The following is an 11,749-nucleotide window of genomic DNA, read 5'->3' on the forward strand; positions in this document are numbered from 1 at the left end:
GGTGCTCGCCGGCTCAGCGCAGGCGCACCCGCTTCACGACCTTTGCCGTGGCGACGGTCTTCGAGCCGCGGTAGCGGACCACGATCGTGGTGGTGCGGCGCTTCTTCTTCGGCGCCTTGACCTTGACCTTTGAGACACCCTTCGTGACCTGGGCGCGGTAGGTCTTCGCACCGATCCGGATCGTGACCCTGCCAGTGACCGGCACGCCGGTCGTCGACCTGACCTTCACCCGCACGACCCGGGTCGCCTTCGCGCCGCCGGCCTTCTTCTTGGCGACGACGACCTTGGCGATCCTCGCCCCGGCCTTGCGCACCGTGAGGCGGACCGTGCCGGTGGACGCTTGAGTCGTCGCGTCACCGGAGTAAGCAAGGTCGAGCTGGGTGACGCTCGGGCGGAAGGATCGCGCGGGTATCCGGAGCGTGGCCACACCCGAGGCGACCGTGCCCGTGGCCACGACCTGGGCGCCGCGACGCAGCTGGACCGTGCCGGAGGCAGCCGGCGTCACCCGAACCGCCACCTTCGCGGCCCGACCGTAGGCGACCCGCACCGGGGAGGCCGAGACGCGGGAGTCGACCTTCGTCTCCGGCGTCGGGGCCGGAGTCGGGCTCGGAGCCGGGGTCGGTGTCGGACCCGGCGTCGGAGTCGGGCTTGCCGTCGGCGTCGGAACCGGCGTCGGAGCAGGCGTCGGCGTCTCAGTCGGGGTCGGCGTCGGGGTGGGAGCCGGGGTCTCGGTCGGGGTCGGCGTCGGGGTGGGAGCCGGGGTCTCTGTCGGCTCCGGAGTCGGCGTCGGCTCCGGAACCGGGGTCGGCTCCGGACCCTCCACCGCCGGCAGCGTCAGGTGACCCGCACGCAGCGAGTGACCATCGGTGTCACCGTCGTCGGCCCAGATGACCTCGACGCGACCGTCCACCGCGGTGCTCCACGGCGCGATCGCCATGCCCTCGTTGTTGAGGTTCGGCATGCCGCCGGGACGGGCGTACGAGCTCGTCACGGCGAAGTCGCCGTCCTGCACGGTGAGCACGTGGTGGACACCCCCGCAGGTGTCGTCGCAGAGCGCCCACAACACGTCGCGGTCGGCGTCGAAGGCGACGTCCATCGCATACGGGAAGCCGGAGGCCTCCACCTTCACCTCGACCGGCACCTGACCGGCGGCCAGCGAGAAGAAGTGCAGGTTGCCGGTGCCCTCGACCGCGGTCACGAAGAGACCGGGCGTGGCGTGGTCGCCCGCGCCGTAGGCCCGGCCGTCGACCGTCCAGCCGGACTCGACCAGGAAGGAGTCGGGCACGTAGGTGATGCCCTCCAGGCCCAGGTTGGTGCCGGTCGGCACCTGGGCGTTGACGTCCCACTCGTGGGTGGCGACCAGCTCGGTGGTCGCCGCAGTCACGCCGCTCACGTCGAAGCGGGCGACCCGGTTGTCGGAGATCTTCTTGGCGCGGGCGTTGTCACGCTCCGACGTCAGGTAGACCGCACCGTCGGGACCCACGGTGACGCCCTCGGCGTCGAGCTCTCCGCCACCGTCGGTGAAGCGCACCGGGATGCCGCCGTCCCACTCGGGGAACGTCTCGTACCGCTCCCCCACCTGGCGCATCTTGAAGAGGCGCCCCTTGTTCATCACGGCCCACAGGACGCTCGGGTCGGCGGGGTCGAAGGTGACGCCGGAGACGTCGCCCTCGTCGTTGGCGTCGAGGTCGGTGAAGGCGTCCACCGCGTCGACCGTGCGGATCTCCGACGGGCCAAGCCACGCCTGCGCCTGCAGCGTCGGGCACGCGTTCGCCGCACCCCACGTGGCGGTGGGCGTCTCCACGTAGGAGACCGTGCCGAAGGCGTCGCAGCGGCTGTAGGACTCCATGCCGTCCTCGCTCCACGCGTGGCCGGGGACCCGTCCGCCATCGGGGTGGCGGATCGCGATCGCGTCGACGCTGCCGAGACCGACCACCGGGTCGGCGACGTAGAAGCCGCCCGCGGCCAGGGTCGTACCGGCAGGCACCGTGAAGGCGACGTCACCCGTGGCGTCGACCAGCTGCCAGCCGGAGAGGTCCTCGGCGGCGGCACCGGTGTTGAGCAGCTCGACCTTGCCGGCCACGTTGGAGACCTCGTTGACGACGACCTTCGTCTCGAAGGCCGGCACCGACGCGCCGTTGGCGGCGCCCGGCGTCGGGGAGGTCACGCCGAAGGTGCCGGTGCCGTCGGGCAAGCGACCCCACGAGGTGGCGTGCTCGCCGGCGGGCCACGTGGTCGCGTCGACCTCGGTGACCCCGTCGGCGAGGTAGAGGTGCACGGCGTCGCCCTTGCCCAGGCCAACCGCGGAGGCGATGCGCAGGAAGCCACCGGCCGGGACGACCGTGCCCGCGGCGATCGGGTGGGTGCTGCTGGTCGTCGAGTCGGAGTAGCGCCAACCGGAGACGTCGACGGCGCTGGCACCGGTGTTGGTCAGCTCGAACCAGTCCTCGGGGTCGGAATTGACCTCGTTGATCCGGATCGCGTCGGCGCCCGGGGTGGCGGGGCAGTCGTTGGCCGCGCCGGGGGTCGCCGAGATGGTGGTGACGAAGCCACCCACACCGTCGGGGCAGCGTCCCAACGACGGCGTGGCGTGCTCCCCGGCCGGGATCGTGACGGTGTCGACGACCTCGGTGCCGTCGAGGAGGGTGGCGGAGTCGCCCTTGCCGAGCCCGTAACCCTGGCCGCCGTCGAGGTCCTCGGTGTCGAAGGAGAGGAAGGCGCCGGGCGCCAGCGTCGTCCCGGGCGCGGCGAAGGGCAGCGGCGCGTGGGTGGGGTCGCCGTCGACGAACGTCAGCCCGGAGGCGTCGACCGCGGTCGTGCCCGTGTTGGTCACCTCGACGAAGTCCGCCCCACCGGCTGCGTCACTGCTGCGCAGCTCGTTGACCACGATCCCCGCGTAGGGGCTCGGGCAGTCGTTGGCCGCCCCGGGGGTGGCGGAGAGGTTCATGACGAAGGCGCCGGTGCCGTCGGCGCAGCGGCCGTAGGACGGAGTGGCGTGCTCGCCTGCGGGCCAGGTCACCGTGTCGATGACCGTGACGCCGTCGGCGGTCAGGATCGTCGCGGAGTCACCCTTGCCGAGTCCGTAGCCGTTGCCGCCGTTGATGGCGTCGGTCGCGAAGGTGACGAAGGCGCCCGGCGCGAGCACCGCACCCGCTGTGGCGAAGGGGACCGGGGCGTGGTCCGGGTCGCCGTCGACGAAGCGCAGGTCGGTCAGGTCGACCGGCGCCGTGCCGGTGTTGACCAGCTCGACGAAGTCGTCGCCGGCGGAGTAGACCTCGTTGATCCTCAGCTCGGTCGCGACGGAGGCCGCCGCAGCGGTCGGGGCGGCCGTGGCCGGGGCGGGCAGTGCGGCCGCGCCGGAGGCGGCGACGGCGCCTGCCACCAACGCAGGCAGGGCACGGTGGAGTCGTCTCATGGTTCCTCACGTGGGTTCGGGACAACCGGCGCTCGGGACGCCGGACGGACCGAGCGTCAGGCACGCGGGCGACCGGGAGGTGACCTCGAGGTGTCGCGGCGGCGAGGCCTGGGCGACGAACCGCTCTCCTCACCGGCTCCTCGCCGGCTCCGGGCCGGGTCAGGGACCGCTCGCGACCGGTCGCCACCCCTAGGATGCGATCGTGCGCTCCCGAACTCCCGTGTGGCTCTGGCTCCTACCGGTCCTCACCTGCGGATGCCTCGCGCCCGCAGGCCCCTTCGCCATCGCGGTGAAGACGGGCAGCCGCCAGGCGTGGGCGTGGTTCGCCGGCTCCGCCGCCTCCTGGATCGTGGCCTTCACCGTGCTGGGCCTCCTGCCCGAGTCGGAGTCCGACAGCCCGGCGGCCTACCTCGCCTCCGCCCTCTACCTGCTGGGCGCCCTCGCATCCACCGTCTACGCGGTCGTCAAAGCACCCGAGGTCGACTGGGGCCCGGGGCCGCTGCCCGCCTCACCGCCGCCGGTGGGGGTGCGTCAGGCGTACGACCCCAACGCGGCCGCCATTGCCGGCGTGCAGGTCGCGCGGCAGAAGCGCGCCGAGGCCCTCGCGATCGTGCACCGCGACCCCGACATGGCCCGCGAGCTGCGCATCGGCCGCCCGGACCTGTCGCGCCACTTCGACGACGGCGGTCTCGTCGACGTCAACCACGTGCCGGCCGCGACCCTCGTCGCCGCCCTGGGGCTCTCCCCCGAGCTCGCCGCGCAGGTCGTGCAGGCGCGGGAGGGCCTGGGTCGCTTCCAGCACCTCGACGACCTGATGACCCTGGCGGGCCTCGACCTCGACACCTTCCAGCGCATCGACGACCGCATCGTCCTGCTGTGACCCACGGCAGGAATGAGCATCCGTACCCAGCCCCACCGCCGGTGGAGTGCCGCTAGGGTGTGCCTCGTCAGTCCACCGTGAAGTCAGTCACGGTGACAGCCGGACACATGGGGAGCACGTCATGGGACTCATTCAGGCAGCGATCGGCTCCGTCGGGGGCACTCTGGCCGACCAGTGGAAGGACTTCTACACGGTCCCGAGCGGCCTCTCCCCCACGGCGGCGCTGTTCTCGGCCGTGCCGCAGGGCACCAACGCCGGGCGGGGCTCCAACTCCAAGGGCTCCGAGGGCGTCATCACCAACGGCAGCAAGATCGTCGTGCCGGAGGGCTACGGCCTGGTCCTGATGCAGGAGGGCGCGATCACCGGTTTCGCCGCCGAGGCCGGCGCCTACGAGTGGAACACCGAGGCGCAGGACTCGCAGTCGATCTTCGCCGGCAACGGCATCGTCAGCCCCACCGTCACCACCTCGTGGGAGCGCTTCAAGTTCGGCGGCCGCCCCAGCTCGCAGCAGCGCGCCTACTTCGTGGCACTCAAGGAGCTGCCCAACAACCGCTTCGGCACCCAGTCGGAGATCTACTGGGACGACGCCTACATGAACGCCCAGGTCGGCGCGGTCACCCGCGGCACCTACACGCTGCACATCGCCGACCCGATTCTCTTCATCAAGGCGTTCGTGCCGGCCACCTACCTGGAGCCGGGCAAGGTCTTCGACTTCACCGACGTCGACAACGACGCCGCCTCCCAGCTCTTCAACGAGGTCGTCGGCTCGCTCGCGCCGGCCTTCTCGATGTACACCAACGACCCCGCCAAGGGAAACCGGATCACCAAGATCCAGCAGGACTCCGTCGGCTTCGCCCAGAGCCTCTCGGCGGCCGTCGAGGAGAACTACCAGTGGTCCTCGGGCCGTGGCCTGGAGATCGTCAAGGTCGCTCTCGTCGCAATCGAGTACGACGAGAACTCCCGTGAGCTGCTCCGCAACGTCCAGCGCGCCGACGCGCTCTCCGGTGCCCGTGGCAACTCCAACCTGCAGGCCTCGGTGGCTGCGGGCTTCGAGTCGGCCGGAGAGAACGCCGGACCGGGTGGCCTGATCGGCATGGGCATGGCCGCTGGCGGCGCCGGCATCGGTGGCCTCCAGCAGCCCGTGCCGGGTGTCGGCGGCCAGGCGACGCCGCAGCAGGCTCCCCAGCAGCCGGCCCCTGCAGCCCCGGCTGCCGCCGCCCCGGCCGCTGCTGCGGCCGAGGACCCGATGGAGATGCTGACCAAGGCGAAGAAGATGCTCGACGCCGGTCTCATCACCCAGGAGGACTACGACGCGGCCAAGGCCAAGGCCCTGGGTCTCTGACCCGCCAGCTGACGGGAGAGACACCATGAGTGAGACCCCGGCGGCACCCCAGGAGCCCCTCCGCTCCCCCGACCCGCAGGCCCCCGGCCTGCAGGTCGGGGAGCAGGCCCCTGCGGCTGACCCCGTCATCGACACCCAGAACGAGCGCCTCGACGACGGCGTCAACCGTTGCCCCAAGTGCGGCTCGACCGAGATCCAACTGCGGGTCTCGACCGCCAAGTTGATCTGCCTCTTCTGCCGCCACGAGTGGGCCGAAGCGGCCATCGAGCCGACCGTCTCCGGCGACGTCGCTCTCGACGACCTCACCGGCACGGTGATCTCCTCGGGTGCCTCCGACATCACCGCCGACGCCGGCATGCTCACCTTGAAGTGCTCCGGGTGCGGCTCCGACGTGGTGGTCAACGTCGCCGAGGCGACCTCGTCGCGCTGCCACTGGTGCCGCCACGTCCTCACCGTCAACGAGCAGGTGCCCAACGGTGCCGTGCCCGACGCGGTGCTGCCCTTCAGCGTCACCCGCGACCAGGCCGTGGCCCACATCAAGGAGTTCGCGGGCAAGCGGCGGTTGTTCGCCCACCGCCGCTTCGTCAAGGAGTTCACCCCGGAGAACGTCGTCGGCGTCTACCTGCCCTACATGGTGGTCGACAGCCGTGCCAGCGGTTCCGTGCAGGGCGTCGGCGAGATCGAAACCCGGCGCTACACCCGCGGCTCGGGCGACAACAAACGGACGGTCTACGACGCCGACGTGTATCGGGTCGAGCGCCGCGTCGACTTCACCGTCGACGACCTGACCTTGGAGTCCTCCAGCGAGCGGGCCTCCATGAACGCCTTCGTCAACACCAACAACGTGATCAACACGATCCTGCCCTTCGATACGAAGAACGCGGTGCAGTGGAACGCCCACTACCTCGTGGGCTACACCTCGGAGCGCCGCGACAGCGACGTCTCCGCCCTGGTGCCGGCTCTCGAGCACCAGCTGATGTCGATCACGCGTTCCGAGGTGCAGGCTTCGACCAAGCGGTACGACCGTGGCGTGCGCTGGGAGTCCGAGCGGCTGGAGGTGCACGGCACCCGGTGGGTCTCGATGTACCTGCCGGTCTGGCTCTACTCCTACTACCACCAGAGCGCGGGCAAGGCGATGGTCCACTACATCGCCGTCAACGGGCGTACCGGGGAGACGATGGGCAGCGTCCCGGTCTCGCACCCGCGCCTCGCTCTCGCGGCACTCACCACCGGCACGGTGCTCGAGGGCATCGCGCTGGCCATCCTGGGGGTCTCGTGACCATGACACCGCTGACGATCGACACCGCTCTCACGCTGATGACGCACCTGCTCCCCCTGTCGACCGACTCCGACAGTCCGTGGGCGCTGCTGCTGGCCGGGCCGGTTGGCGCCGGCGCGGTCTACTGGGGCCTCTTCCGCTACTACCGCAACACCGACAAGTCCCACTCCTTCGAGAAGGAGACGCTGATCAAGGCCCAGCCCGTCACCGGTCAGGGCCGCAAGATCGACACCGTCAAGGGCACTGACCGCAGCGAGGTCAAGGGCAACAACGTCACCAAGCACCGCAAGAGGGTGCAGCGCCTACACTGAAACGCATGGCAGCCGAGCACCACCCCCAGGTGACCGCCTTCGGGCGACGCGTGGAGAAGTGGGTGCGCGACTCGGCGGAGCTGCGGGCCTGGCTGCAGCAGACCCGCGGCCTCGGGGTGCCCGCGACGCCGGAGGAGGCGGCGCTACGCCGCTACCAGCAGTCACGGCGCAAGGAGGTCGCCCTCCCCCACCCGTCGGTGACCCCGGCGCGCTACGAGGCGCTGCAGGCGCGTCACCGGGAGGTCAACCGGCGGCTCGCCCTGGCCGTGCTGCTGATCCCCGCGGTCGTCCTGCTCGCCATCGCCGTCAACCCGATGGCGGCCCAGTTGACCGTCGCCGCACTGGTGCTGCCCCTCCTCGGCCTCGCCGCGCACGACTCACGCCTGCTCTCCCGCCTCACCGAGGAGCGCCACCTCTCACTCAGCGGGGGGCTCGCCGACGCCTGGGGCGACTGGGTCCGGGTACGCACCGAGCTCGAGGCGCTCGACCACGCCTCGCAGGCCCGAGCCGCGCTGAGCATCAACGAGGCCCGGATGCAGGCGCTGGTGATGACGTTGGCCCGCGCCGAGGCGCGACCCGGCCACCGCGACACCGAGGAGCACGCCGCCTCACGCCAGTGGGTCTACCGGACCGCTGCCAAGGCCGTCGCGCTGGCCGAGGCCGAGCGTGAGCTCGAGGCCGCGACCCAACGTCACCTCGACGCCGGCGACTTGCAGATGGCGCCCGACGGTGACCCCGCCGCCCTCGACGACGCGCTGCACGCGACCCGAGAGATCACCCGCGGCATGGAGCCACCTCGGTTGGGCTGACGCCCAACCGTCAGCTCCAGGCCTCCTGCTCCAAGGCATCGCGATCCAGCAGGGCCGTCCACCGGCGCCCCGAGTCGACGATCCCCGCACGCTTCCACCGACTCATCACCCGCGACACCGACTCCGGTGTCGACCGCGCCAACCCGGCCAGGTCAGCCCGAGACAGCGGCACCTCCAGCAGGATGCCGTCGGCGCCACGGTCCTTGCCGAGCTTGTCCGCGAGACGCAGCAGCACCGAGGCGACCCGTTGCGCCACGGTCTCGGTGGTCTCCCCCACGTCGGCCTGCGCCCGCGCCAACCGGTCCGCCACGTCGTCCAGCACTCGCAACCCGACCCGGGCGTCGCGGGCCAGCACCTTGCGGAAGTCGGCCTGCCCGATCCGCAGCACACAGCTGTTGACCAGCGCGGTGGCGCTCTGCCGGTGCTCCGGCTCCCCCGACGCGCCCACGGCGCCGCACACCTCGCCGGGCACCAGGATGTCGGTGACCGTCTCCGTGCCGTCCGCCGTGGACTGCGACACCTTCACGCGGCCCTCCGCGACGACGTACAACGCATCAGCCACGTCGCCTGCCAGGAAGATCGTCTCGCCCTCCGCGTAGGTGGACGTACGCATCAACGCGTCGACGGCGTCGAGCTCCGGCTCGGTGAGGTCGACAAAGTAGGGCGCCCGGGACAACACGTGCAGCCGCACCGGGCGCGGACACTCGTGCGGGAGGGTGATCTCCTCGAGCGGGATCGAGCGCCGGTGACCGGCGCTCGGGGAGGACACCTCCGCGCGCTGCGACACCATCCACGCCTCCTTCTCGGCCCCTTCTCGGCTCCGTCCGCCCGACCCTAACCCCACAGAAAACTCATGACCGTTGATTGACGGCCGTCATGTGACCGGACGCCGGATCTTCCTACGTTGGAAGCACTGAGGGAGACCCCCTCAGAAACCACCCGAAGGAAGGTCATCATGAACACCACCAGCTCCAGCTCCGTGCACACCGTCTTCCGCGCCGAGGGCTTCTCCTGCCCCTCCTGCGTCGGCAAGATCGAGAAGCAGGTCGGCCGGCTCGACGGCGTCGAGGCGGTCAGCGTCAAGTTCGCCTCCGGACGCGTCGAGGTCGACCACGACCCCTCGCGCGCCAGCACCGACGCCATCGTCGCCGCGATCGCCAAGGCCGGCTACAAGGCCGCACCCTCCGCCTTCTGAGCTGCCTTCTGAGCGGGCTCCGACTCGTCCACCGAGTCTCCAGGCCCGAGTCCATCCCTGAGCGTCTTCACCACCCCTCGAAAGGCGTCACCATGAATCCCCTCACCCACTGGCTGCGCGGCCCGTGGTCCACCCCGGCCGTGGCCGGACTGCTCATTGCCGTCGCGGCCGCCCTCTCCTTCGCCCAAGGCGTCAACCCGTTCTCGGGCGGGCACGCCGAGGTCGGCCTCCCCTCCGAGGCCTCCACCGCCCTGATGGCCTCCGACCTGCTCATGGTCGTCGCGGCCGTCGTGGCAGGAGTGCCCATCCTCCTCAGCGCCGTGCGGGCCCTGCAGGTCAAGAACATCTCCATCGACCTCCTGGTGTCCATCGCCGCCTCCGGCGCCATCGTGATCGGTGAGTACTGGGAGGCCGCGGCGGTCACCTTCCTCTTTGCCGTGGGCCACGCCCTCGAGGCCCGCACCATGGACCGCACCCGGTCGGCGCTGGCCGAGCTGGTCGCGGTCGCCCCCGACGTGGCCGTCGTGATGCGCGACGGCCACCAGGTCGAGGTGCCGGCCGCCCAGGTCACCCCCGACGAGATCGTGCTCGTCAAGAACGGCGCCAAGGTGCCCGTCGACGGCGTCGTCGTCGACGGCACCGGTGCACTCGACCAGGCATCGGTGACCGGAGAGTCGATCCCGGTCGAGAAGTCGGCCGGCGACCAGGTGTTCGCCGGCACCATCTCCGCCGGCGGATTCCTGCAGGTGCGCGCCACCGGGATCGGTGCGGACACCACGTTGGCCCGGATCATCCACCGCGTCGAGGAGGCCCAGGACGCCAAGGCCAGGACGCAGTCGTTCCTGGAGAAGTTCTCCGCCTGGTACACCCCCGGCGTCATGGCCCTGGCCCTGGTCACCGGTCTGGTCACCGGTGACGTCGTGCTCGCCCTGACCCTGCTGGTCATCGGCTGCCCCGGTGCACTGGTGATCTCCATCCCCGTCGCCCTGGTCGCCGGCATCGGCCGCGGCGCCAAGGACGGCATCCTCGTCAAGGGCGGCGAACACCTCGAGACCAGCGCCAAGATCAGCGCCGTCGCGCTCGACAAGACCGGCACCCTCACCGAGGGCGCACCTCAGCTGACCGACGTGAGCGTGCTGGATCCTGCGCTGGGCCGCGCCGACGTCCTGCGGTGGGCTGCCCGCGCCGAAGCCGGCTCCGAGCACCCCCTCGCCCGCCCGATCATCGAGGCCGCCCGCGCCGAGGGCCTGGACGTCGCCGGGCTGCCCGAGACCACCGAACCGGTCGTCGGCAAGGGCATCGTCGCCGTCGTCGACGGTCACCGCGTCGCCGTCGGCAACCTGCCGCTGCTCGCCGCCGCAGGCGTCACCGACGACGCGGGCGCTGGCGCCGAGGCCGACCGGCTCGCCGCCCAGGGGCGTACGCCCATGGTCGTCGCCCTGGACGGCCGCGTGATCGGTGTCGTGGCCGTCGCCGACCGGTTGCGCGATGACGCAGCCGAGATGGTCAGTCGGCTGCACGCCGCCGGGGTGGACAAGGTCGTCATGCTCACCGGCGACACCCAGCTGGTCGCCGACGCCGTGGCAGCCGCCGTCGGCCTCGACGACGTACGCGCCAACCTGCTGCCCGAGGACAAGCTCACCGTCGTGCGCCAGCTGCAGGCCGAGGGTCACACCGTGGCCATGGTCGGCGACGGCGTCAACGACGCCCCCGCCCTGGCCGCCGCCGACATCGGGGTGTCGATGGGTGTCGCCGGCACCGGTGTCGCCATCGAGACCGCCGACATCGCGCTCATGCGCGACGACCTGCTCGCACTGCCGCAGGCCATCGACCTCTCCCGGTCGACCGTGGCGGTGATGCGTCAGAACATCGCCATCGCCCTGGTCACCGTGGTGGCGCTGGTCGCCGGGGTCTTCGCCGGAGGCGTCACCATGGCGATCGGGATGCTGGTGCACGAGGCGTCGGTGCTGCTGGTGATCGCCAACGCGATGCGGCTCCTGCGCCGCCGACGCCCCGCGCGCCCGACGACCGCACCCGTGGGTGAGGCCGCCGAGCTGACGCTGGAGCCGGTGCGCTGATCAGCAGCAGGTGGACTCGGCCTGGGCCTCGAGGACGTCGCGGATCGAGACGAACCCGACGACCTCGGCCCGGTCGACCACCGGCAGGTGGCGCACCGCGGCTTCGCGCATCAGCGCGGCGGCGTGCTCCACGGTGTCCTCGGGGGTGACCGTGACGGGCTGCGTGCTCATCATGTCGCCGGCACGCTTGTGCTCGGGGTCCGCGCCGGCGGCGACCTGGCGGACCACGTCGCGCTCCGCGATCACTCCGATGAGGTGACTGCCCTCCATGACCGCGAGCGCACCCACTTCGTCGGCGACGAGCGCCTCGGCGACCTGCCGCAGGGACGTGGACTCGGCGACCACGGCCACCGGCCACTTCATGAGGGACTTGACCGTGACGTCTGATGCAGACATGGCGTTCGACCTCCTTGAGTCGTGCCTTCATCGTCCCACCGCGA

The 11,749-nt window shown here is 71.3% G+C and carries 11 protein-coding genes; 8 read left to right on the plus strand and 3 right to left on the minus strand.

The window, feature by feature from the left end:
• Positions 1 to 13 precede the first annotated feature (13 nt).
• Positions 14 to 3,415 (minus strand): lamin tail domain-containing protein, encoded by a 3,402-nt coding sequence (locus IEQ44_RS11000; protein WP_193638517.1) that lies wholly within the window; start codon positions 3,413 to 3,415, stop codon positions 14 to 16.
• Between IEQ44_RS11000 and IEQ44_RS11005 the strand changes: the two genes are divergently transcribed.
• The 6 genes from IEQ44_RS11005 (at position 3,414) to IEQ44_RS11030 (ending at position 8,036) form a co-directional block, all read left to right on the plus strand.
• Positions 3,414 to 3,608, plus strand: coding sequence for a hypothetical protein (locus IEQ44_RS11005; protein WP_193638518.1), 195 nt, complete (start codon positions 3,414 to 3,416; stop codon positions 3,606 to 3,608). The genes IEQ44_RS11000 and IEQ44_RS11005 overlap by 2 nt on opposite strands.
• Before the next feature lie 9 nt (positions 3,609 to 3,617).
• Positions 3,618 to 4,295: a ComEA family DNA-binding protein gene (locus IEQ44_RS17935; RefSeq protein ID WP_193638519.1), complete on the plus strand. Its 678-nt coding sequence runs from the start codon at positions 3,618 to 3,620 to the stop codon at positions 4,293 to 4,295.
• A gap of 121 nt (positions 4,296 to 4,416) precedes the next feature.
• Entirely contained in the window at positions 4,417 to 5,637 is a 1,221-nt protein-coding gene (locus IEQ44_RS11015) for an SHOCT domain-containing protein (RefSeq protein ID WP_193638520.1), read from the plus strand.
• Between the two features lie 25 nt (positions 5,638 to 5,662).
• On the plus strand, positions 5,663 to 6,916 hold the full coding sequence (locus tag IEQ44_RS11020; RefSeq protein WP_227487326.1) for a hypothetical protein: 1,254 nt from the start codon (positions 5,663 to 5,665) through the stop codon (positions 6,914 to 6,916).
• The gene (locus IEQ44_RS11025) at positions 6,913 to 7,227 is read left to right on the plus strand and encodes a hypothetical protein (RefSeq protein WP_227487327.1); all 315 of its coding nucleotides are present in this window, start codon (positions 6,913 to 6,915) and stop codon (positions 7,225 to 7,227) included. The genes IEQ44_RS11020 and IEQ44_RS11025 overlap by 4 nt, the downstream gene beginning before the upstream one ends.
• A gap of 5 nt (positions 7,228 to 7,232) precedes the next feature.
• On the plus strand, positions 7,233 to 8,036 hold the full coding sequence (locus tag IEQ44_RS11030) for a hypothetical protein (protein ID WP_193638521.1): 804 nt from the start codon (positions 7,233 to 7,235) through the stop codon (positions 8,034 to 8,036).
• A 10-nt stretch (positions 8,037 to 8,046) separates the two neighbouring features.
• On the opposite strand, the gene IEQ44_RS11035 is transcribed toward IEQ44_RS11030, so the two are convergent.
• On the minus strand, positions 8,047 to 8,826 hold the full coding sequence (locus tag IEQ44_RS11035) for a Crp/Fnr family transcriptional regulator (RefSeq protein WP_193638522.1): 780 nt from the start codon (positions 8,824 to 8,826) through the stop codon (positions 8,047 to 8,049).
• A 165-nt stretch (positions 8,827 to 8,991) separates the two neighbouring features.
• Here IEQ44_RS11035 and IEQ44_RS11040 point away from each other — a divergent pair, with 165 nt between their 5' ends.
• Positions 8,992 to 9,231 carry a heavy-metal-associated domain-containing protein gene (locus IEQ44_RS11040; RefSeq protein WP_193638523.1) on the plus strand — a complete coding sequence of 80 codons (240 nt, stop codon included), beginning with the start codon at positions 8,992 to 8,994 and terminating at the stop codon, positions 9,229 to 9,231.
• 92 nt (positions 9,232 to 9,323) lie between these two features.
• Positions 9,324 to 11,309: a heavy metal translocating P-type ATPase gene (locus IEQ44_RS11045; protein WP_193638524.1), complete on the plus strand. Its 1,986-nt coding sequence runs from the start codon at positions 9,324 to 9,326 to the stop codon at positions 11,307 to 11,309.
• Here IEQ44_RS11045 and IEQ44_RS11050 read toward each other — a convergent pair whose 3' ends face one another.
• Positions 11,310 to 11,705: a CBS domain-containing protein gene (locus IEQ44_RS11050; RefSeq protein ID WP_193638525.1), complete on the minus strand. Its 396-nt coding sequence runs from the start codon at positions 11,703 to 11,705 to the stop codon at positions 11,310 to 11,312. It lies immediately after the preceding gene.
• Between the last annotated feature and the right edge of the window lie 44 nt (positions 11,706 to 11,749).

It is taken from the genome of Nocardioides malaquae, assembly GCF_015070385.1.
In the GTDB taxonomy this organism is placed as follows: Bacteria; Actinomycetota; Actinomycetes; order Propionibacteriales; family Nocardioidaceae; genus Nocardioides; species Nocardioides malaquae.

Coding starts and splice junctions, on each gene's coding strand:
- IEQ44_RS11005 (WP_193638518.1), top strand. CDS start 3,414: ATGGTTCCTCACGTGGGTTCGGGACAACCGGCGCTCGGGACGCCGGAC.
- IEQ44_RS11030 (WP_193638521.1), top strand. CDS start 7,233: ATGGCAGCCGAGCACCACCCCCAGGTGACCGCCTTCGGGCGACGCGTG.
- IEQ44_RS11020 (WP_227487326.1), top strand. CDS start 5,663: ATGAGTGAGACCCCGGCGGCACCCCAGGAGCCCCTCCGCTCCCCCGAC.
- IEQ44_RS11015 (WP_193638520.1), top strand. CDS start 4,417: ATGGGACTCATTCAGGCAGCGATCGGCTCCGTCGGGGGCACTCTGGCC.
- IEQ44_RS11050 (WP_193638525.1), bottom strand. CDS start 11,705: ATGTCTGCATCAGACGTCACGGTCAAGTCCCTCATGAAGTGGCCGGTG.
- IEQ44_RS11000 (WP_193638517.1), bottom strand. CDS start 3,415: ATGAGACGACTCCACCGTGCCCTGCCTGCGTTGGTGGCAGGCGCCGTC.
- IEQ44_RS11040 (WP_193638523.1), top strand. CDS start 8,992: ATGAACACCACCAGCTCCAGCTCCGTGCACACCGTCTTCCGCGCCGAG.
- IEQ44_RS11035 (WP_193638522.1), bottom strand. CDS start 8,826: ATGGTGTCGCAGCGCGCGGAGGTGTCCTCCCCGAGCGCCGGTCACCGG.
- IEQ44_RS11045 (WP_193638524.1), top strand. CDS start 9,324: ATGAATCCCCTCACCCACTGGCTGCGCGGCCCGTGGTCCACCCCGGCC.